Origin of the sequence: Paenibacillus sp. FSL P4-0338, from assembly GCF_038002365.1 — a bacterium.
Taxonomy (GTDB): domain Bacteria; phylum Bacillota; class Bacilli; order Paenibacillales; family Paenibacillaceae; genus Paenibacillus_AQ.
On record NZ_JBBOCG010000002.1, the window covers coordinates 965,758 to 986,899 of the forward strand.

At 53.6% G+C, this 21,142-nt stretch carries 20 protein-coding genes; 11 read left to right on the forward strand and 9 right to left on the reverse strand.

The window, feature by feature from the left end:
* Positions 1 to 12: 12 nt before the first annotated feature.
* Positions 13 to 1,662, reverse strand: coding sequence for a spore germination protein (locus MKZ07_RS28195; protein ID WP_036701356.1), 1,650 nt, complete (start codon positions 1,660 to 1,662; stop codon positions 13 to 15).
* 238 nt (positions 1,663 to 1,900) lie between these two features.
* On the opposite strand from MKZ07_RS28195, the gene MKZ07_RS28200 reads away from it, so the two are divergent.
* Together MKZ07_RS28200 and MKZ07_RS28205 are read left to right on the forward strand one after the other, a co-directional pair.
* Positions 1,901 to 2,458 carry a DUF1273 domain-containing protein gene (locus MKZ07_RS28200; protein ID WP_036701327.1) on the forward strand — a complete coding sequence of 186 codons (558 nt, stop codon included), beginning with the start codon at positions 1,901 to 1,903 and terminating at the stop codon, positions 2,456 to 2,458.
* A 13-nt stretch (positions 2,459 to 2,471) separates the two neighbouring features.
* On the forward strand, positions 2,472 to 2,795 hold the full coding sequence (locus MKZ07_RS28205) for a YciI family protein (protein WP_083677915.1): 324 nt from the start codon (positions 2,472 to 2,474) through the stop codon (positions 2,793 to 2,795).
* Between the two features lie 42 nt (positions 2,796 to 2,837).
* Here MKZ07_RS28205 and MKZ07_RS28210 read toward each other — a convergent pair whose 3' ends face one another.
* Positions 2,838 to 4,295 carry an amidase family protein gene (locus tag MKZ07_RS28210; protein ID WP_036701325.1) on the reverse strand — a complete coding sequence of 486 codons (1,458 nt, stop codon included), beginning with the start codon at positions 4,293 to 4,295 and terminating at the stop codon, positions 2,838 to 2,840.
* A 211-nt stretch (positions 4,296 to 4,506) separates the two neighbouring features.
* Between MKZ07_RS28210 and MKZ07_RS28215 the strand changes: the two genes are divergently transcribed.
* Both MKZ07_RS28215 and ltrA read left to right on the forward strand, forming a co-directional pair.
* Entirely contained in the window at positions 4,507 to 5,433 is a 927-nt protein-coding gene (locus MKZ07_RS28215) for a DUF6612 family protein (RefSeq protein ID WP_051494060.1), read from the forward strand.
* Between the two features lie 625 nt (positions 5,434 to 6,058).
* A complete protein-coding gene (gene ltrA / locus MKZ07_RS28220) occupies positions 6,059 to 7,351 on the forward strand; it encodes a group II intron reverse transcriptase/maturase (protein WP_036694821.1) in 1,293 nt (430 codons plus the stop codon).
* 266 nt (positions 7,352 to 7,617) lie between these two features.
* Here the strand turns inward: ltrA and MKZ07_RS28225 are convergent, their stop codons facing one another.
* From MKZ07_RS28225 to MKZ07_RS28240, 4 genes are all read right to left on the reverse strand, one after another.
* Positions 7,618 to 8,355 carry a hypothetical protein gene (locus tag MKZ07_RS28225; protein ID WP_036701323.1) on the reverse strand — a complete coding sequence of 246 codons (738 nt, stop codon included), beginning with the start codon at positions 8,353 to 8,355 and terminating at the stop codon, positions 7,618 to 7,620.
* A 156-nt stretch (positions 8,356 to 8,511) separates the two neighbouring features.
* Positions 8,512 to 9,027, reverse strand: coding sequence for a hypothetical protein (locus tag MKZ07_RS28230; RefSeq protein WP_036701320.1), 516 nt, complete (start codon positions 9,025 to 9,027; stop codon positions 8,512 to 8,514).
* Between the two features lie 106 nt (positions 9,028 to 9,133).
* Positions 9,134 to 10,564, reverse strand: a complete 1,431-nt coding sequence (locus tag MKZ07_RS28235) for a sensor histidine kinase (protein ID WP_036701318.1) — start codon at positions 10,562 to 10,564, stop codon at positions 9,134 to 9,136.
* Positions 10,552 to 11,232: a response regulator transcription factor gene (locus MKZ07_RS28240; protein WP_036701316.1), complete on the reverse strand. Its 681-nt coding sequence runs from the start codon at positions 11,230 to 11,232 to the stop codon at positions 10,552 to 10,554. The genes MKZ07_RS28235 and MKZ07_RS28240 overlap by 13 nt, the downstream gene beginning before the upstream one ends.
* A gap of 144 nt (positions 11,233 to 11,376) precedes the next feature.
* Between MKZ07_RS28240 and MKZ07_RS28245 the strand changes: the two genes are divergently transcribed.
* From MKZ07_RS28245 to MKZ07_RS28260, 4 genes are all read left to right on the forward strand, one after another.
* Positions 11,377 to 12,090: a YceI family protein gene (locus tag MKZ07_RS28245; RefSeq protein ID WP_036701314.1), complete on the forward strand. Its 714-nt coding sequence runs from the start codon at positions 11,377 to 11,379 to the stop codon at positions 12,088 to 12,090.
* A 398-nt stretch (positions 12,091 to 12,488) separates the two neighbouring features.
* On the forward strand, positions 12,489 to 13,289 hold the full coding sequence (locus MKZ07_RS28250) for a hypothetical protein (protein ID WP_036701312.1): 801 nt from the start codon (positions 12,489 to 12,491) through the stop codon (positions 13,287 to 13,289).
* A gap of 201 nt (positions 13,290 to 13,490) precedes the next feature.
* The gene (locus tag MKZ07_RS28255; protein WP_036701310.1) at positions 13,491 to 14,489 is read left to right on the forward strand and encodes a Gfo/Idh/MocA family protein; all 999 of its coding nucleotides are present in this window, start codon (positions 13,491 to 13,493) and stop codon (positions 14,487 to 14,489) included.
* Between the two features lie 36 nt (positions 14,490 to 14,525).
* Positions 14,526 to 15,449, forward strand: coding sequence for an ADP-ribosylglycohydrolase family protein (locus MKZ07_RS28260; protein ID WP_036701308.1), 924 nt, complete (start codon positions 14,526 to 14,528; stop codon positions 15,447 to 15,449).
* 426 nt (positions 15,450 to 15,875) lie between these two features.
* On the opposite strand, the gene MKZ07_RS28265 is transcribed toward MKZ07_RS28260, so the two are convergent.
* Entirely contained in the window at positions 15,876 to 16,577 is a 702-nt protein-coding gene (locus MKZ07_RS28265) for a class I SAM-dependent methyltransferase (protein ID WP_036701306.1), read from the reverse strand.
* 161 nt (positions 16,578 to 16,738) lie between these two features.
* Between MKZ07_RS28265 and MKZ07_RS28270 the strand changes: the two genes are divergently transcribed.
* Genes MKZ07_RS28270 through aroB form a run of 3 tightly spaced genes read left to right on the forward strand, consistent with a single transcriptional unit; the run spans position 16,739 to position 19,591 of the window.
* Complete coding sequence (locus tag MKZ07_RS28270; protein ID WP_036701304.1) at positions 16,739 to 17,623, forward strand: hypothetical protein; 885 nt, start codon at positions 16,739 to 16,741, stop codon at positions 17,621 to 17,623.
* A gap of 31 nt (positions 17,624 to 17,654) precedes the next feature.
* Positions 17,655 to 18,404: a WecB/TagA/CpsF family glycosyltransferase gene (locus MKZ07_RS28275; protein ID WP_036701303.1), complete on the forward strand. Its 750-nt coding sequence runs from the start codon at positions 17,655 to 17,657 to the stop codon at positions 18,402 to 18,404.
* Positions 18,405 to 18,445: 41 nt separating this feature from the next.
* Entirely contained in the window at positions 18,446 to 19,591 is a 1,146-nt protein-coding gene (aroB, locus tag MKZ07_RS28280; RefSeq protein ID WP_036701301.1) for a 3-dehydroquinate synthase, read from the forward strand.
* A 101-nt stretch (positions 19,592 to 19,692) separates the two neighbouring features.
* On the opposite strand, the gene MKZ07_RS28285 is transcribed toward aroB, so the two are convergent.
* Complete coding sequence (locus MKZ07_RS28285) at positions 19,693 to 20,496, reverse strand: hypothetical protein (RefSeq protein ID WP_341028865.1); 804 nt, start codon at positions 20,494 to 20,496, stop codon at positions 19,693 to 19,695.
* A gap of 146 nt (positions 20,497 to 20,642) precedes the next feature.
* Complete coding sequence (locus MKZ07_RS28290; RefSeq protein ID WP_036701299.1) at positions 20,643 to 21,125, reverse strand: DUF2231 domain-containing protein; 483 nt, start codon at positions 21,123 to 21,125, stop codon at positions 20,643 to 20,645.
* Between the last annotated feature and the right edge of the window lie 17 nt (positions 21,126 to 21,142).

The window sequence follows — 21,142 nt, forward strand, 5'->3', positions numbered from 1 at the left end:
TACCAGGCGCGGTTATGATCTTCGTTTACTCTGCTTGGTCTTCATCATTTTCGGTCTGCGCTTCATCAGGGCCATCGGAGCGCGCAGGAACAGATCCTTCCAGTCACTGAGCCGGAACGGGGAGAGCGGGGTCAGATAAGGCACTCCGAAGCTCTTGAGCTTGGTCAGGTGGCAGCAGATCAGCAGGAAGAACAGAATGGTCCCGTACATTCCCAGCACCGAGGCGAACAGCATGCCGGCGAAGCGCAGCATCCGCAGGGTGATTCCGGCGCTGTACATCGGAATGGAGAAGGAGGAGATAGCGGTTACGGCGACCGTAATGACCAGGAACGGACTGACGATCCCGGCCTGGACCGCTGCATCACCGATAATCAGACCGCCGACGATGCCCATCGCCGGACCGATCGGCTTCGGCAGCCGGATGCCCGCTTCCCTAAGGATCTCAATGGCGACCTCCAGAATCAGCACCTCTATCAGAGAGGGAAAGGGCACACCCTGCCGGGTCTTGATGATCGTAATCGCCAGCTCTGTAGGAATCAGCCCCGGATGAAAGGAGATGAATGAGATATACAGGGCTGGAGCCATCAGGGCAAAGAAGGAAGCGCCAAAACGCAGCAGCCGCAGAAGTGTTCCCGGCAGCCAGCGATCATAATAGTCTTCCGGTGACTGCAGCAGCATGCTGAAGGTTACCGGTGCGATTAGCACAAAGGGCGTGCCGTCGAGCATAATGGCGACCCGTCCTTCCAGCAGGGCACTGATGACCCTGTCCGGCCGTTCTGTATTCTGCAGCTGCTGGAACGGACTGAGATAATTATCCTCAATGAGCTGCTCAATATAACCGGATTCGGCCAGAAAATCCATATCGATTTTGGAGATCCGGTTTTTGATCTCCTCCAGCAGATCAGCGTTCACGATATCCTTCATGTAGGCCACAACGATCTCCCTTTCAATAGCGGTCCCTGCCCGGAAGGATACCATCTCAAGCTGATCGCTAAGGCCCTGGCGGCGCAAAATAGAGGTATTCTCGCTGAGCACTTCCGTGAAGCCCAGTCTGGGGCCGCGGAGCAGCGCTTCGGAGACCGGCTCGTCCGCTTGGCGGCTGGGAGCATTGGGCATCTCGATCAGGAGGCCGCAGCGCAGTCCTTCGATCAGGAGGGCGGCATGACCGAAGAGGACAGACTTATTGAAGTCCCTGATATGCTCTTCCTCTCTAAGCTCACTGAAGGGAAGACGTTGCCCGGCCATTTCAACAGAAGACTGTGGACCGGCAGGCATCTCATACATCAGGTATTGCATGACTTCCATACTGAGCAGCCGGTCACTCTGCATTCCGTCGATATGGATGACGACTCCTTGTGCACCTGTGTTCGCATTTGTGAATGCTCTGAAATGGACATCGCTGTTGTTGCCGATGCCGGATTTAACCGCCTGCAGGTCGGTCTGGAGATCACCGGTAAAACGGGCAGAGGATTCCTCGGGAGCCAGCGGTGGCGGCGGCTGCGGAAGGGTTCTTGCGCCGTACCCGATCTGGCCGCGTCCGCTGCCTACCAGCTTGTAGAGCGATTTATAGAGATAGGCCAGGAGCAGCGGAACAAGTATAGCCACACCCGCCTGGGCGAAGATTGCCCAGCCGGGTATATAGGAAAGAATCATACCGAACAGTGTAATCATCCCCAGCTTTCGAATTTGGGTATAACGGAGTACGAGTTTTCATCTTCATGCAGTTTTCCAAACTTCATCTAAAATTACTCATAATTACCGAAAATAATTTGGCACGGCGGGTCCGGCTTATATACTCTCCGGGTCCGGAAGCCCTGCCACGCGAAATAAGATATAATGCATAGAGTACCGGTTGTTCCATACATATCGGAATGAAGCAGTCATGAGAGAGGCGGGGCACATGAAGACTTTACTGGTCACAGGCTACCGGGCCCATGAGCTCGGCATTTATGACAGCAAGCATCAGGGTATTCCTTATATCAAAAAAGCACTCGCGAACCGGATCATTCCGCTGGTGGAGGAGGGACTGGAATGGGTCATCACGCCCGGGCAATATGGCGTTGATCTGTGGGCTTGCGAAGTAGTGCTGGAGCTGAAGCAGCAATATCCAGGACTGAAGCTGGGTATTATTACGGCGCATGCGTCACCGGAAGAGAAATGGAAGGAAGAGAAGCAGAATGAATACCGCCGTATTGTGGCCGGTGCCGACTATTACGGAGCCGTAAGCAATGCCCCCTATGACGGAAGCTGGCAGTTCAAGGCCAGAGATGATCTCCTGCTGCGCAAAAGCGACGGGATTCTGTTGTTCTACGACGAGGATGCAGCGGAGAGCAGTGCGAAGTTTACGAAAGAGCGGGTCGTGAAGCTGCATGCCGAAGGCGATTATGAGCTGCATCTGATGCATGCAGAGGAGATTCAGAGCATTGCCGATGAAGAGAACCGGCAGGATTATGATTGAAGGAGAGATAATCATGAATCAGGAGACGGCTTACCCCGAGGATATCTGTTATGTCATTCTGCTGAGTCCTACGGAGCAGGACCGCAGGGATATGGAGATTATCAAGGCGCATGTCAAGCATCTGCAGGAACTGGAGCGAAGCGGGCAACTGGTATTATGCGGACCGTTCAGTGACAGTCCTGGAGGGATGGTGATTATCCGCGCAGCTTCCCGCGAGGCAGCGGCAGCTATCGCAGAGCGGGACCCGTATGTCACTTCGGGTATCCGCAGCTACGAGCTGCGCACCTGGGGCCTGTCCCATGAAGGCAACAGGCATATGGGCATAGCCGCAGATTAGGCATTGTATTAGGAATAATAGAGAACATAGAGTGAAGCGGAATCAGATGAAGCTACGGAGTGAAGGCGGCTTGCGCACCTTATAGTTCTGCTCATAAGCGTAGGCCAGTCTGATAAGCACCGGTTCTTCATAGGCCCGGGCGGAGAAGGTTACGCCGAAGGGGGCTCCGGCTGAGGTATAACCTGACGGCACAACGATGGACGGATATCCCGCTCTTGAGGTAATCCGTGCGCCGAAGTCAGCGGGGAACAGCAGGGCATCAAGCTGATGCTCGCGCATGGTAGCGTCGATCCCCAGCTCCTTGCAGAGCCTGAGATCTGTCATACGGTCACGAAGATATTGCGGCTCAGTGAAGGTGCCGGAGGTCGTATGTTCGGCATCTAGCAGGGTAGCTTGCCCGAACTTCAGCGTCTGGACCGGATGGGCATGATTGAAATCAATAATATCCTTCAGGGTGCGCATCGGTGCACCCGCACCCAGGCGGGCCAGGTAGGCGTTCAGCGAGGTTTTGAATTCATTCAGCACCACGGATGAATAGCTGATCTCCCGTGCTGTTGTAATCTCGGCCGGATCAATGATTGTCGCTCCAAGCTCCCGCATTCTCTCTACAGAGGCATTGAACAGCGCAAGCTGCTCCTCCGTCAGCTCCTCGAAGTAATAATCACGAGGAATTCCGATTCTTGCTCCCCGCAGACCGTCTGCATCCAGGAAAACCGTATAATCCTCATGAACCTTACCTCTGTTCGTACCCATAGCTGCATCGCCGGCATCCTGACCGAGCAGGGCATTCAGCAGAAGGACGGCATCCCGGACCGTTCGTGCCATAGGCCCGGCGGTATCCTGCGTGCTGGAGAGCGGCAGAATACCGGAGCGGCTGATCAGCCCCACCGTGGGCTTAATACCGATAATAGAGCCAAGATTGCCGGGATTGAGGATCGAGCCCGAGGTTTCCGTTCCGACGGATACCGTGCAGAAGTTACAGGCTACCGCTACCGCAGACCCGGCGCTGGAGCCTCCTGTCGGCGTGGAGATGTTGTAGGGGTTAAGCACCTGCCCGCCCCGGGAGCTGTAGCCGGAGGGCATGCCGTTCGTCATGAAGTTAGCGAATTCCGTCATATTGGCTTTGCCCATAATAATAGCTCCCGCCTCGCGCAGCATGCTGACGATGAAGGCATCCTCTCCGGCAAAAGAATCCGCCAACGCGAGCGAGCCCGCGCTGGTATGCATATTATCCCCGGTATTAATGTTATCCTTCAATAGCACGGGGATGCCGTGCAGCGGTCCGCGCGGCCCCTGATGCAGACGCTCAGCATCCAGGGATTCAGCGATGAACAGCGCATCCGGATTAATCTCCAGCACGGAATTGACGGTCAGGCCGCTTTTGTCATGATCGGCAATGCGCTCCAGATACATCAGGACTAATTGTCTGGACGTGATCTCTCCGGAATCCAGAGCAGTCCCAATCTCCGCTATGGTAGCCTCTACGATTTCAAAACTCATGCGGTCCACGCTTCTTTCCCTTTTGGATTTAGTAGTATTCTCCATCATATAAGCATAGTTTTGCCTGTCTTCATAGTGTTCTTTTGCGGGCGGAACGACCATGACTTTGGATGTAACTTTTAAACGGCTGATTAAAAGGGGTGTCCCTGTGGTTAAATACATCACAAGATTTAACAATACTACTTGCTGATATGATTAGGAGGAGTCGAACTTGAAGAAATGGACTACGATATTTATGGGTGTTATGCTGACTGCTGCCTTGGCTGGCTGCGGCAATAATGAGGAACTCAAACCCTCGGAGGGGGCTGCAACAGCTGCGCCTGCAGGGAACGCGGCTCCGGAAGCTTCTGCATCGGCTGCGCCTGCTGAACAGACTTCGGACGGAGTTCCAAGTGTAGAGGATTTGATTAAGAAGACGGTTGCTGCGTCTGATCAGCTGAAGAGCTTCGAGATGGAATCGCAAGTGAAGCAGAAGATCAATGTGAAGACGGCACAAGGGGACAATGCGCAAGATACCGATATGACCACGAAATCCAAATTCATTAAGGAGCCGCTGACGATGCATCAGGAGATACTGATGAAGACGGCCCAGGGCGACCAGAAGATTGAGCAGTATGTGACAAAGGACGGCTTCTATTCGCAGACGAACGGTGCGTGGATGAAGCTGCCTGCTACAATGGGTCAACAGGTCATTACCGCTATGCAGCAGTCTACTAACCCGGAGAAGCAGTTGGAGCAATTCAAGGCAATTTCCGAAAAGACAAAGATCACTGAGGATGGTGATAACTATATGCTGGCCGCAGAGGTATCCGGTGATGATGTCAAGGAGCTGGCGAAGACTTACATGAACCAGACCGGCGGCTCTGATCAGCAGATGGCTGCCATGATGGAGCAGATGAATATCAAAACCATGAATATTGCGTATGCGGTGGATAAAAAGACCTACTTCCCAACCCGTACTGAAGTAACCATGGTCATGGATATGATCAATGGGGACCAGACAATATCCATTGATATGGATATGAAGGCGACCATCAGCGATCACAACAAGGTTGATGAGATCAAAATTCCGCAGGAAGCGCTAGACGCGAAGGAAGTTGAAATGCCTTCTGCACCGTCAGCCCCGACAACTCCGTAACAGGCGTAACGGGCTGAATAGCAATGTAGCACATGGAAACGGCGCTGCTGTCCTTGTTAAGGACGGCAGCGCCGTTTTTTTGCAAATATAAGGCGTGCCCAGAAAGCGCGTATCTTCTAACCGGTGAAAGTCCGGTCACGGGAGGGGCCAAGCCCCCGTGTAGCTAGGATGCCTGCGTACGGCGAAATCCGTGCGTAGAAGCGCATCGACAAAAGTCCGGTCAGAGACAGGGCGAGCAACCCGCCAGGCCGTAACATGAAGTGAATCCTGCCGCGTCGTCATAAAGGCCCCGCAAGGGGGAAGAGAGGAAGTCGAACCTCGCTTATATGGGTGAAGACCATGGAAGCTGCAGAGAACTTGGAACGGCAGTGAAGAATCCTCCGGCGTATGGGGATCGGCATGGAAGGAAAGAAGACATAGTGAACTGGGGAGACCCTCCCCCACACGGGAGGATTTTTTTTTTAGAAACCCGTAAAAAGACGCTCTATAAGTCCAAAAGATGAAATGAACCGTCTGTGGGAAGGGAGTCCGAGGGGCTCATAGTACCGAGGAACCTAAGGACAACATAACCTTAGGGAGAGAAGGAGCCCTGCTTTGTTTATGCTTTTGGAGGAGGTACGAGTGAGTGAATGCCAGTAGGCTAACGACACCTAAGGAAAAAGTTCAAGAACTCCAAGAAAAGCTAGGTCATGCGGCCAAGGAGAACAACAAGCGTAAATTCCATGCACTGTACGACAAAGTCTACCGCTGGGATGTGCTGAGTGAAGCCTGGAAACGGGTGAAAGCGAACAAGGGGGCTGCCGGAGTAGATACGGTGACGCTCGCGGATATTGAGAAACAAGGAGAAGTGCAATTTCTCAAAGACTGCGAGCGAGCATTAAAGGATGGTAACTACCACCCACAGCCCGTACGGCGGCACTATATCCCAAAGAAAGACGGGAAACCAAGACCGCTGGGCATACCCAGCGTGCGCGACCGAGTGGTGCAGATGGCAACCAAACTCGTCATTGAACCGATCTTCGAAGCGGATTTCGAAGAAGTATCCTTCGGATTTCGCCCGAAGCGAAGTGCGAAAGGAGCACTGGATCGAATCCGGAAAGCCTGCAACCGCAAAGGAAATTGGGTAGTCGACGTCGACATCCAAGGTTACTTCGACAATATTAACCAGGAGAAACTGATGAAATTGGTACAAATGCGTATCAATGACAGACGAATCCTGAAGTTAATCCGGAAGTGGCTTCAGGCGGGAGTCATGGAAGAAGGAAACGTAAGACGTTCCGATTTAGGCACACCACAAGGTGGAGTGATCTCACCACTTTTGGCGAACATCTATCTGAACTATTTTGACCGACTGTGGGAAAAACACGGGAAAGGAGTAGGTGAACTCACGAGGTATGCAGACGATCTTGTGGTGGTCTGTAAAACTAAAAAGGACGCCGGACATGCGTATGAACTCATACGCAGAATCATGGAACGTCTGGAGCTGACGCTACACCCAACCAAAACCCGTATTGTCGGCTTATGGACAGGAGACGAAGGATTCGACTTCTTAGGAATGCACCACCGGAAAAAGAAGGCAGAAACATCCCAAGGCAAGGTGTATTACACCACGCAGCAGTGGCTAACGAAGAAGGCGGAGGAACGAATTCGAGGCGTGGTTAAAGAAAGATTAGCACCGCCCAGCATGCGTTCGAAATCGTTTGCGGAACACGTGGAATGGCTCAATCCCAAGATTCAAGGATGGAGAAACTACTATTACACAAAGTACAGCCAAAAGAGGTTAGCAAAACTGGATTGGTATATTCTGCAACGATTTACCCGGTGGTATGCGAAGAAGAGACAACGAGGAAGATGGATGAGATCCCGGTCAGAAGTTAGATATTTGACCATCCAATATGGACTAAAAACGCTATTGTAATCTGCATGCCGATGAATGACAAACATCGGAAAGCCGTATGAGGGAAAACCTCACGTACGGTTTGATGAGGAGGGGCTGGGTTGCACCAGCCCTTTACTCTAGAATTTATAGGTTTCACACGATAAATTGTCCTTCTATGTTCTCGCTTAAACGGTACCGTCCTTTAAAAGGACGGCAAAGCCGTTTCCACTTGGTAAGTTGTTTTGGCGCCCCTGTAAAGTACCTGGGTGAACATCTTAGCTAAAGCCCCGCTTTGCGGGGTGATTTTATAAATTAAACGAGTTGCTGAGCATACCAAGGGCTGCGCCGGCAATGACGGAGGTGATCAGCTTGTAGAAAATATATCCGGTCACAATGTTGGCGATGGCAATCGGGTATAAGGTATCAATTCCCCGGCTGCCGGCGGTGTTCAGCGGATATTGAAACAAAGCCGTATTCATGCTGATGAAGACGAACAGGAAGGACAACGCCACCAGTGTGGTCGAGAAGGAGTACAGGCTGACAACGAGCGTGAGAATCGCCAGCACTAGCAGCGCCACGGCCGGAACGAGCAGTGTTCCCATCCGGGTAATCAGCAATTTAAAATCAAAGCTGACCTTCTCCAGCCGGAGAACGGCATAAGTGGCTCCGCAAGCAACGGCAAGGCCTGCCGCCGTCAATAGCAGCGGCTTCAGGAAGCCGGGGCCGAAGATGGCCGAGACATCCCATTTGATGAACAGGGTGAGGAAATATAAGGCCGTCAGCAAGGCCATAAGCCCCATAGTGATCAGGCTGTTCATGAAATGGGCCACAGGAATTTCCCTCATTGTACTGTACGGACGGGTAAGGGCTCTCAGATAAAAGCTCCAATACTGCTTGCCTACCGCCTGTGCCTGCTGTACACGTTCATCCTTGAGTAGGTTGTTGAGCTGCTCAGTTACCTTGCGCTGGGGCTGCGGTTGCCCAGGTTGGTTGTTGGGTCCCTCAGGATTCGTGAAGGGTGTTCCACCTTCCGGATTGTTCATGGTGATTCCTCCTTGTGAAATATATGGAAAATGCCATTGGCTATAGTATAAGGGGACTCACCGGGAAATTCTATAAATTTGCCGGAATATGCAGGAATTCATCCGAAAAAGCCCGTAAATCGTCGATAAACGTCGATTTACGGGCCGGGGCCATTCCTATTCCTGTGGTTCGTCCGCCACCCGGGCAAAGCCCTCTTCAGCGAGATATTCCTCCGCTTCAGCCGTCGTCTCGAAGGCCATCTCAAGCTGCAGTCCGGCATAGAGATACCACAGATCCTCTTCGAATCTCAGGCTCAGCGTATGGCCATCCTCATTCGTCCACAGCGACTGCGCTTCAGCTCCGCCAGTCTGCGCTTTTTTCTTTCTTTTGGAAGGGGCCGGGGCCTCGGGAATGTACATCAAGAGAGAGGTGATGGACGCATCCAGCAGCTCGCGCAGCGCAGCCTCCGAATAATCGCGGATATTGACCAGTCCCTTATCATCCGTCTCATAGCCCCGCAGCAGCCCGGCATAGACGAAGCCGTTCCCGTTCGGGTGAATATGCGAAGCCACGGTCTTCTTATCGTGCCGGCTCTGCTCCAGGTGATAATTCACCCGTCCCAGCGAGACCTTCCGCGCCTCCAGCTGGGGATAGGAATCAAGAATAGCTATTTTCTGTTCAAAAGTAAGCATATACGCCTCCGGTTTCCACTTGAAATATAAGAATTTATATGTTTTACGCTATAAATTATTGATTATACCACGCAGTGTGGCGCGGGACTACACGCGCTTCCCGGGCTCATGACTCTGCCAGCGGGAGCCGCAGCACAAAGGAGCAGCCTTGCGGCGGGTGGCTGCCCAGCTCCAGACTGCCGCCCATGGCCTCGGCCAGCAGTCTGCTGAACGTCAGGCCCAGCCCGAGTCCGCGAAGCAGGCTCTGCTTGCCCGAGCTGCGGTAGAAGGCTTCGAAGATCCGTTCCCGGCTATCCGGATGGATGCCCGGCCCGTTATCCGTAACGGTGATTTCGGCCTGCCCCTGCGGCGTAGGAGTAAGTTCAAGCTTCAATTGAAGCTTGCGGTCCGGCGTCTTCGCCTGCAGGCTGTTCCCCAGCAGATTCACAATAATCTGCTGGATGCGCAGCGGGTCCCCTCGCAGCACAAGCGGGGTCTCCGGCAGCAGCAGGATGGGCTTATTGACTTCCTCGCTCTGGGTCAGCATCCATTGATAGAGGATTTCCTCCAACAGCGGTGCTGCTTCAAGGTTATCGTGACGGACGGCAACCATGCCTGCCGTCAACGCATTGTAGTCCAGCAGGTCAGCGACCATATGCTGCAGCCGCCCGGTCTCAAGCAGAGCGATATCAAGGAATTCCCCGGCCTCCTCGCCTTCGACAACCCCCTCGCGTACTGCATGGAGCAGTCCTTTGATTGAGGTGACCGGCGTCTTCAGCTCATGGGACACGCCGGCGAGCATGATGGCCCGCGACTGCTCGAACTGCTGCAGCTTGCCCGCCATCTCCTGGAAGGAGACGAGGAGTTCGTGAATCTCGCGCTCTCTGGCCCCGGTCTCAAGCACGATATTATACTGGCCGCTGCTAATCTGCGCGGCGGCGGCGGCCACCCGTTGAACCGGCTTGGCCAGCTTGATCGATAAGAGATAGATCGTCAGCCAGCTTAAAATAATCAGGAAGACGATGATAATCGAAAAGAAGGTAATCTCCTCCGTCGGGATATGGCGCAGGGAGCGCTTGGACTGCATAACCAGCACTTGCCCCAGCGTGCCCTGGCCCCCCTGGATCTGCGCGGCAGCGGCCTTGTATTCCGAGGTCCGCGAATCGGTCAGGCTATCATTGAGCTTGTACCGCATCTCCTCGTCCGTCATCGGGGGCTGGGAGTACAGCAGCTCTCCTTCTGGTCCGGTGATGATTACACACATCTCCTCAGTTACCTTGAAGAAGCGTTTGCGGTCCTCCACCAGCTTATTCAGGTTCGGGGTAATCGCTAATTGGCCGTCTGTATCTACGCTGCGGTCAGCGATCTCCTGCGCCAGCAGGCCGGTCGTCTGCATCCGGTTGCTCATTGCCTCCTGCTGCATCCACCAGAAGGTGAACAGTGCCGTCACCAGCAGCCCAATGCTGATGATCAGCAGATACCGCAGAGTCCAGTAAGTGAGAATGGAGGTGGTCTTCTTCTTGTTGCGTTTCTTCTTACTCTTATTTATGTTGTCCATAATTGATATCCTGTTCCTCTCAGTGTGCGGATCTCGCCCTCACGTTCCGGCCAGTGCGACAGTGCCTGACGGAGCCGCTTGATGGAGAGATCAACAGCCCGGTCACTTCCATCGTAGTCCATCTCCCATACATGCTCCAGCAGCTGGTCGCGGGTGCAGATCTGATTCGGGCGTTCGGCCAGGAACAGCAGAACCGACATGTCGCGCGGGCTGAGGCTGACCTCCGCCCCGTTCAGAAAGATGCTGCGCGCCGAGAAATCGATGAACAGACTGCCGAAATGGCGCTTGCGGCTGCCGTCCGACCACTGCGAGGGACGGCGCAGCACCGCCTTCACCCGTGCGACCACTTCTTCGGGAATGAAGGGCTTGGACATATAGTCGTCAGCTCCGCCGTCCAGTCCCGCGAGCCGGTCATTGATGCCGTCGCGGGCGGTGAGCATGATGACCGGGCAGCTGCTCCGCTCACGGATGAGCTGCAGCAGCTCGAAGCCGTCCATCTCCGGCAGCATGATATCGAGCAGGACCAGTGAGGGCGGCGCCTCCTCGAAGGTGTCCAGGGCACTCCGGCCGTCTGCGGCCCGGGTGACGTGGAAGCCTGCTTTTCGCAGATAGGCACTAAGCACCCGCGCGATGGCTTCTTCATCCTCTACGATTAGTATCGATTGCATGAGCTTCAGTCCCTTAACTAAAATTACGACAATTCTAACATATTCCCGGCCTGTCCGCTTTGACTTATTCCCGACATATTGCTTTGGTAGAATGGGAGCCAAGCCAATAGAGCAGAGATAAGAATATGGAATGGAGGAGATCGTATGAAGAAGAGAACCGTCGCTATAACCGCAGCCATTGTAATTATTGCAGGAGCCATCACCGCCTTCATCTTAGTGAATAACAGCCTTGGCAATAAGGTGGAGATTGAATCGGTGATTCCTGAGCAGGCCCAGGATAGCGGAGCCCAGAAGGAAGGAACGGCCAATGCGGCTGCTGCCGCTGCTGCTGTAACACCGGAGCAGTTGAACGGAGCCTGGAATATTACAGAGCCGTCCAAGGTCTACTGGTCTGTGACCACATCCAAGGAAACCGTGAACTTCGTAGACCCCTCCGTTAAGGGAACCTGGAAGGTGAATCTGGAGGATGCCTCCGCGATGACCGGCGAAGGGTCGGTAGACATGAACGCACTTGATTCAGGAACAGCCCCACGGGACGAGCACGTCAAGGGAGCGGACTTCCTGTCCGTGGCAGAGTTCCCGGAAGCTACCTTCACGGTGAAGTCCTTCTCGGAGCTGCCGAAGGAATGGACAGAGGGTACCGCGGTGCCGGTACAACTGAAGGGGATGCTGACTGTGAAGGGCATTGAGAAGGAAGTCACGTTCGACTCGCAGGCCGCATACAGCGGCGGAGAGCTTAAGCTGTCGGGTACGACTACAGTAACCTTCGAGGATTTCGGCCTTAGCAATCCGCATTCCATCGTGCTGAGTACCGAGAACAACCTTGATGTGCGCCTGGAGCTTGTGCTTAAGAAATAATATAGGGTTTGGAGATTACCCTTCCCGTTGCCGTGGATTTGCGGCTGGCGGGGAGGGTTTTCGATGTAACTTGGGCAGGCGCGAAGGCGGTGGGGGCGGATGTATGCGTAAAACCGAACACATTAGGCTGGCGCGGGGTGTACGGCCGGAATGTAATCGAAAAAGCGAACACAATCGTTGCTGCTGCGGTGAGATATGGACATTGTGCTATCCATACAAGCGGTCGGTGAGAGAAGACTCTCAGAACTGGTGAGAGGTAGGCTGAGCACCGCCATAAAAGCATCCTTCACCCCTTAGGGGTAATTTCTTGTAACGGTGCAAATCCCCGCCTTCAGGTTAAGTATAAGAGATACATAATCATTGAACAGGACCATCAGGTAAGGAAGGGAGCAAGATACATGGATCGTAAGGCCAAAACCATACTGCAAAAATCGTTCTGGAGTGCCAGCGGCTGGAAGGGCACGTACGGGACTTTTTCCGGTGAAGATTTCGACTATGCCAAGAGCAAGGGGGTCATGTTCGATCCCCTGACGATCACCCATGATGAGCTGGTGGAGAAACTGCGGGTGCTGCACAGCGGAAGCGTGACCCGGGACAAGGTGGCGGCGGGTTTCCTGCACAGTCTATCTACCCGGAAGGTTCATCTGCGGAGCGCCTTGTCCAGTTGGGCCTTGACCTCGGAGCTGTCTGCGCATGCCTACGCCCAGCCTCCTGCTAAGCAGCCAAGGTATAGCAGCTGTGCGGCCTGTGATGCCGGGCATCTGATGTCTGATCAGCAGTACAACGCTGTAGATCTGAATGTGCTCAATTTCGAGCGGGTCAAATGGGGTGGCATCCGCCTCAATAAGCTGTTGTATTGCTGGCTGGATCTGGAGCTGTTTAGCCGGGAGGAGGAGGTGGAGGCAACTCCGCAGGATCTTCGTATTTTGCAGGACATGGCCGAGGCCGTGAAGCTATGCGGCAGCAAGGACGGGGCACGGAAGCTGGAGAAGCACTGGAAGAATATTTTCCCTTCTAATCAGTATGAGCGGGATGTGGTGATGGAGATCTGGGGATATGCCGGTATTCTGGTTCCGCAGGAGGAGCCGCGTCAGGGCCGGGGCGGAGGCAATGACTTCAACGCTGTAGCCAACTGGCGCGGGGAGGACGGTTATTCGGAGGAACGCCTGAATTCGTTGTTCAAATATAAGAATGTATAGGCTTCACGCTATCCATTATCCTTCTATTTCTCGCTGAAACGGTACCGTCCTTTAAAAGGACGGCAAAGCCGTTTCCACTTGGGGCTGTAATACACACTTGTCTAGAGCTGGAGGGTCCTGCCGGAAGGCGGACATGTACACACCAGGGAGATTTTGATAGAATCAGAGGGACCTGAGCTTCATTAAGAGGAGGAGATTACTATGGCAGCAGATAACGCTTACACGATAAAATGGGGCATTCTCAGCACAGGCTGGATCGCCCATCAATTCGCAACAGATCTGGCCCATGCCAGCAACGGCGTGGCTTATGCAGTCGGCTCGCGCTCGCAGGAAAGCGCGGATAAATTCGCAGCCGATCACGGCATTCCTGTGGCATACGCCACCTACGAAGAGCTGGTGAATGATCCTGATGTGGACGCCATTTATATCGGCACACCGCATCCGTTCCACCGGGAGAACGCGCTGCTGGCGCTGCGTGCAGGTAAGGCTGTGCTGTGCGAGAAGCCTTTTACCGTGAATAGTGCTGAACTGGAGGAAGTAGTGGCCTATGCCCGGGAGCACAAGCTGTTCCTGATGGAGGCGATGTGGAGCCGTTATATCCCGGCGCAGGTGAAGGTGCGGGAGTGGCTCGCAGCCGGGAGAATTGGTGAAGTGCGGCTGGTGAAGGCGGACCTTGGCTTCCGCGCCGACTGGAACCCGGAAGGACGTCTGTTGAATCCGGCCCTTGGCGGCGGAGCGCTGCTGGATGTCGGAATCTATCCAGTCTCCTTCGCCTCGATGGTCCTTGGACCGCATCCTGAGAAGGTCAGCAGCACCGTTCATATCGGAGAGACTGGCGTGGACGAGCACTTCTCGCTGCTGCTGTCCTACGGCGATGGCGTGTCTGCTTCTCTGAACGGGGGCGTGCGCCTGAACATGCATGAGGAAGCTTATGTCTACGGAACGGAAGGGCATATCGTGGTCAAAGGCACGCTGGTCAATCCCAAGTCTGCTGAGCTGTACATGAACGGCGAATTAGCAGAGATGTTCGAAGATGAACGCGCTTCGATTGGCTATGCCTTCGAGGCGGAAGAAGTGGGCCGCTGCCTTCAAGCGGGACTTACTGAGAGTCCGGTAATGACCCTCGATGAATCCTTAGCCATAATGAAGCTGCTGGATACTGTCCGGGCACAATGGGGGCTGAAATACCCCGGCGAATAACCGCCGGTGTGAGGCTTCTGGAAAGGGGGAGACCAAGTGACATTGACTAATGATCGTTATCAGGGTTGCCTGCAGGGGCTGGCCGCCGGAGATGCGCTGGGAACAACTGTAGAGTTCCAAGCCCCAGGCACCTTCAAGCCAATGACAGATATTGTCGGCGGCGGGGTATTTGCTCTGCAGCCGGGTCAGTGGACGGATGATACCTCCATGGCTCTCTGCCTTGCGGAGAGTCTGCTTGCCCTGCAGGGCTTCGATCCGGCAGATCAGATGCAGCGTTATGTGAAATGGTACCGCGAAGGCGCACTCAGCAGCACCAGCCGGTGCTTCGATATCGGTAACGCAACGCGCGAAGCGCTGCACCGGTATGAAGCAAGCGGGGAGGCTTACAGCGGTTCAGAGGACCCGTTCTCTGCCGGTAACGGCTCAATTATGCGTCTGGCTCCGGTGGTGATGTACTATGCGGAGCACCCCGCGGAGGTGATCCGCTATGCAGCGATGAGTTCAAGAACCACACACGGGGCCGCCGAGTGTCTTGCTGCCTGCCGCCTGCTAGCGGCATATATTCTCGCCGGGCTGCACGGCTGGAGTAAGCAGGAGATGCTGGCGCCGGAGGCCTTCCGTGAATGGCTGGATGAAGATACGCTGACGCCGCATATGCTGAACATCAAGCAAGGCTCCTACAAGCTGAAGGAGCCGCCACAGATTCAGGGATCGGGTTATGTCGTGGAGTCGCTGGAGGCGGCGCTATGGGCATTCCATAAGTCGGACAGCTTCGCAGAGGGCGCACTGTTCGCCGTGAACCTTGGCAATGACGCCGACACCACCGGGGCCATCTACGGCCAGATCGCCGGAGCCTACTACGGCCTCAGTGGCATCCCGGCCGAATGGAGCCGCAAGCTGGCGATGCGTGAGCTGATCAGCGACTACGCGGGCCGGTTGTTCACGGAGCGGGTGCAGTAACAGTAAGCGGGAATAAGCGGCATGAGATAGGCTGGGCGCATTTGTTGAGCGCTCAGCCTATTTTTCGTGCAGAGCATGAGGTTACGTTCGAAGCAATTATGGAAGATAAGTGTATTCTGCGCAACTAAAAAACGTGAAATGGCAGGCCGTCCTCTGCTAACTGTAGTCTGTACAACTAAATTTACCCGAATGGTTGAGAACCGAGGAATAGAGGTATTTCAGGTATTTCATACAGTAGAATGTTGCGTAATGGGCGAAAAATAGCCTTTATTCAACATTCAAATGTACCGAATACAATAGAATCTATTTCGATGCCCTTTTTACAGCATTCTATTGTACAAAGTACAGTTACTACTGTTCGAGCTCCGACAGCATCCGATAACTGCTCCAGTAGGTGGTGGCTCGTTATAGCTCTGATGTCTGCAGTTATCTTTTTCGGAACAAGGCCGTCCACAGAAAAGCTTCACCGAACAGATTCTCACTCTGCTCCGTCTGGCGCATCCGCCGGAACCGGATATTCTCGTAACTGCCGAAGAACGTCTTGAGCTGCTCCTCCGTGAACCCTAATCCGCCTCTCATCCGCCGCTGACGGTAGACCTCCCAATCGGTAATCTCTGCACCCATGGAACCTGCTGCGAAGCAGGTCAAGCCGAAATAACCGCCGGGCGTAAGCGCCCTGTCCAGCAGTTCCAGATAGGTGGCTCTGCGGTGGGGATAGATGTGATGGAAGCATCCGCTGTCATAGATGAGGTCATAGCTCCCGGGCGTCAGTTCCAGGTCAAAGATATTCCCGCAAGTAAAATTCACCTCGACCTGATGTGCCGCTGCACGCTCCATTCCCCAATTGACCGCTGCCTGAGAAATATCCACAGCGTCCACCTTACAGCCCTGACGGGCCATGTACACTGCATTTCTGCCGCCTCCGCAGCCTAGCTCAAGCACCCGGCCCGGGGTGAGCACCCCGCCGCTGAAGGATTCCACCAGATTCTCATCGGGACAATCCCGGAAAAAGGGAATGCCCTTCTCCTTATCCGCATAGAACTCATCCCACCACTCTCCCTCCTCCCGGAAAAAAGCGTCCAGCATCCTCAGCGTGTCCTCATGGCTATAAATCGTTTCATCATTCATTCTTCTCAAAGTCTCCCTTCCTGTCATCATGCGGCAAACCAAATGTACACTATGAGACAATCCAGACAGTAACCCTCCTAAATTATGTTATAATATTCCGGAAATATGTTCTGTGCGGTTGGTTGCAGGAAGCGGAAATACTAAGAGAGGGAGGGAAGCGTATGCTATGGACGGCAAGTCTATCCAGTCTGCTGCTTAAGCCGGACAACCGGCAGCGGCATAGCCTATTACTTCAGGAAATTGCCAGTTATATCAGCACCCACATCCTGAATCACCCGCTGCTTGCGGAAGATTGCGGGCATATCAGCATCCTGCTGGATGGATCAACGGCCTTAGGGATTGTGGACGACAGCTCGGATATCGATCTGATCCTGGTCTGCCGGGATGAACGCTATGAGCTGATTACGAGCCGGTTTGAACGGGCGGGGCTGATCCCGGAGGGAAGCAGCTTGTTTGTCGATGTGCATCTGCCCGGCGGCAAAACAGGACATTACACCCTGCTCAAATTAGCGGAGCTGGGGCAGGCTCTGGGGAAGGGGCAACTGGACTGGTTGTGGAATGCATCCGTTTCCTGTATCTATCATGATTCGCTGGGCTTGAAAGAGTTGTTCGCGCAAGCGGTTCCGCTGCACCCGGATCTTCTAATGAACCTGCGGAAGAAGACATACATAGACCTACGGAGTGCTGCCAAAAGCCTGGATAATCCCGTGCGCCGGGGAGAGGCTTTTCCGATTCTTTTTCAGGCGGTCGAGGTGTTCAAGCAGGCCCTGCGCTGCGCCATTACGGTGGAGGGCTACCCCTACCCGTATGATAAATGGCTTGTACAGGTAGCAGAGCAGCTTCCAGTGGGAAAAAGGGTGCTTGATTGCATGAAGGACTTCCGGCTCTACCTGTCAGAAGATATTTCATACGCGCCAATGTACCAGGAGGATAACAGCTTTGTGAAGATGGAGAAGCGGGTCCGTCAGGTGCTGCTGGAGGAATTCCTCCTGCGCGGCGTTGATGAGCCTTGGCTGGTGGAATGGTGGAAGTACTTCGAGGATTGACGGGATTAGAGAATAAGAGAGAGGTGACAAGATGAAGGACAAGGTGTGTATTCTGGGACTCCCCTTCTCCAAATTGACGCTGGAACAGACGACTTCGCTGCTGGACGAGCAGATCATGGACGGGCAGGGAGGGCTGTTTCATCTCATTACGGCGAATCCGGAGATTACCCTGGCGAGTCAAACGGACAAACAGCTGCGGGAGATCATCGACTCGGCAGATCTGATTGTCCCTGACGGGATCGGCATTGTGATGGCGGCGCGAAGACAAGGCAATCCTATTGCGGAGCGGGTGACCGGCTATGACCTGCTGCTGAGTTTACTTGCGAGGGGAAATGAGCGGGGTTGGCGTTTTTATTTTCTGGGGACAGATGAGTCTACTAGCAGACTGGCAGTGGAGCAGATTAACACGCGCTATCCGCAGGTGAAGATTGCCGGGAGGCATCACGGGTTCTTTGCACCTGACGAAGAGCCAGGGATTATTGCCAGTATTCAGCAATCCAAGCCGGATGTGCTCATTCTTGCCATGGGTGCTCCGTACTCAGATAAATGGCTGTATAAGCACAAAGACGAATTGCAGGGGATTAAGCTTGTTTTTGGCGTGGGCGGAAGTCTGGATGTGATCTCCGGGAAAGTACGGCCAGCACCGGCCATCTGGAAAAAAATGAATCTGGAGTGGGCGCACAGACTGTTGTTCTCACCCGTCGCCAAAGGCCAGAAGTCACGCTGGCGCAGACAATCTGCGCTGCCGAAGTTCGTCTACCGGACGATGATCCGTAAATGAAATCTGCAGGCAATAGTCTTATAGAGAAAGGGGCTGAGCCCATGTCCAAGAGCTTTGAAGTAACACTCCAAAAAGTAGTCGATCACTCTTACTCTATTGAAATCGGTGAGCATCTGTCCGCCTCATTAGTTCGCGATTTGCAGCAGGGGCTGCTTACGGGGATTAGCAAATATGCAATTATTACAGACTCTACGGTGGAGTTGTTATATGGCCGTCCTTTACTAGAGCTGCTACGTCATGAGGGATTCCAAGTGGAATTATTCTCGTTTCCGGCGGGGGAGAGCTCGAAGACCCGGGAGACGAAGGCAATGCTGGAAGACCAGCTGCTAAGCCATGCCTACGGCAGAGATTGCTGTATTATTGCGGTGGGGGGCGGAGCGGTGACGGATCTGGCGGGCTTTGTGGCAGGAACCTTTGGCCGGGGAGTACCTTCGCTGAATTATGCTACCACCTTGCTGGCAGCAGCAGATGCCTCCGTTGGCGGCAAAACAGGCGTGAACACCCCTGTCGCCACGAACCTGATCGGCGTCTTTCACCAGCCCCGTAAAGTATACATAGATTTGGCCGCCTGGCGTACACTACCGTCCCGTGAGTTCAGAAGCGGTCTGGCCGAGACCATCAAGCATGCCTGTCTGGGGGATGAGCAGTTCTTCAGTTACCTGGAAGCGAACATGGACAGAATCATTACAGAAGAAGGGGAGCTGATCCTGGAGGCCGGGGTGTGTGAGCATATCGCGCTGACGAATTGCCGGATCAAATATGAAGTGGTAGAGCAGGATGAGCATGAAAGTAATCTGCGGCAGATTCTGAATCTGGGGCATACGGCAGGCCGGGCGCTTGAGGCGCTCAGTGGTTACCGGCTGCTGCATGGCGAGGCCATTGCTGTGGGCCTTGTTATTCAGGCGAAGCTGGGTGTGAAATTAAGTTATATGACGGAAGAGCAGGCTAACCGTGTGGTGGCTTTGCTGAAGAAGGCGGGGCTGCCGACAGAGATTCCAAATTATATTACAAACCGCGCGCTCCTAGATAAGATGTACACGGACAAAAAAGTGCGCAGCGGCCGCATCCGCTTCGTCTTCCAGGACGGCATCGGGAGGATGAAGCTTTTCGCAGACGGCTCGTATTCCGTTCCGGTAGAGGAGTCAGAGGTGATGGAGCTGCTGGAAGAGTTACGCGCAAACCATTAATCACTCTCGATTTCGTTTCAAACATAGAATCGTCCATAATGGAATGGGCCAACTCAATTTTCACTCTGCGAAAGTGGAGTTGGCCCATTCCATTCTCCTTGCTATAAATAAGTTCCAAAATAATACTCAACCTTCTCTTTCGCATAACGATCTATGCCAAGCCATGAATCTACGGATACGAAGTCCGTCCCTCTGCCGCGTTCCGGTCCAAGCCGCTCCTCAGAAGCTAATATACCTGCAAACCCCCATATTTCCATCATAGCATCTCGTTCATACTGGTTGGAGGCTAATACATTCTTCCAACGCTTCTCTAATTTACGTGCGGAATCCGTCTCAGCGCAGGCATCCACCTCTGCCAGTAAATTTTTGAGAATCTGAACATCCTCAGATGTCACCTCTACCGGTTCCTCCTTCGCTAGCAGTTCTATATCCATCCAGCAATATAGGAGCCAATTTAAGCGGACACCACCCCATTTTACCCGTTCAAAATTCAAAATATTAATATCGGCATTATTCCATTCTTCATGAGTCATTAATTTATGTTCGTTACAATAGAAGCAATGGCTGTAGCTGGCACGCTCCAGAAGCTTGTCACTATATTTATGCTGAATAAGGTTGCTGGTTAATGCATAGCTGGATAACCCGCTTCTCAGATGTACTTCTCTTGTGGATAAGCTATGTAAAAAGGCAGCAGCTAGCCTGTCCTTCGTCATCTCATGCTCTAGCAAATAACAAATTCTCGAGACACACTCATCATGCGTCATCGTCACAGGATCGAACATCACCCCTTTGCTTTTAGCATATTCAAACTCTTCTCCTGCAAAAGGCAGTCTTGTCCCGGCAGGCTTCCATCCCTGCGCAGACCAGAACGTTTTGTTTAATATTTTTTTCGCTTTAGCGTCCATCATTTCCCTCCAATTCATTTAATTACGTTATATAGTATCATCGTGACTATTAATCTTTCAATATATGAAGCAGAGGTCACCTTGCTCATCCCGTCACTGATCTGCGGCTCCGCGCCGTTCGCAATATCCGCAGCCCCGAGGAATCTCTATCCGCCACGGTGAGAGGAGGAGTGAGGCGGATTCACTGCGGCGCCATTGGCGGATACCCCTACGCCGTCCGTGTACACCATTTTTCCGCCGTAATAACCGGTTCCCAGCACCAGGCCGCATGAAGCCACAGATACGGCTATATACAGCGCTAACGGTATTCTCACAAACGCCCGGTTTCCTTTCCAGAGCATCAGCAATCTCCAGGCCGCGATCAGAGTTACTGTCCAAGCGGTTAATGTCGCAAGCGTCTCATGCGGTTCTATGAATGAGGTTACTCCGCGCGCATCATCATCGGGACCTGTCGCAATAGCGGCCCAAGCCCCGGCGGCGGCCAGAAGCCATAACCATAACCCCTGTCCGGGCGGCAGAGCGCGTCTCCTCACAGCGAGCACCGCATCATAGCCGCAACCAATAATGATCAGAGCAATCGGGAAATGTACGATAATCGGATGAATATGTGCCAATATTTCAGTGAACATTCTTCAAACCTCCAGTT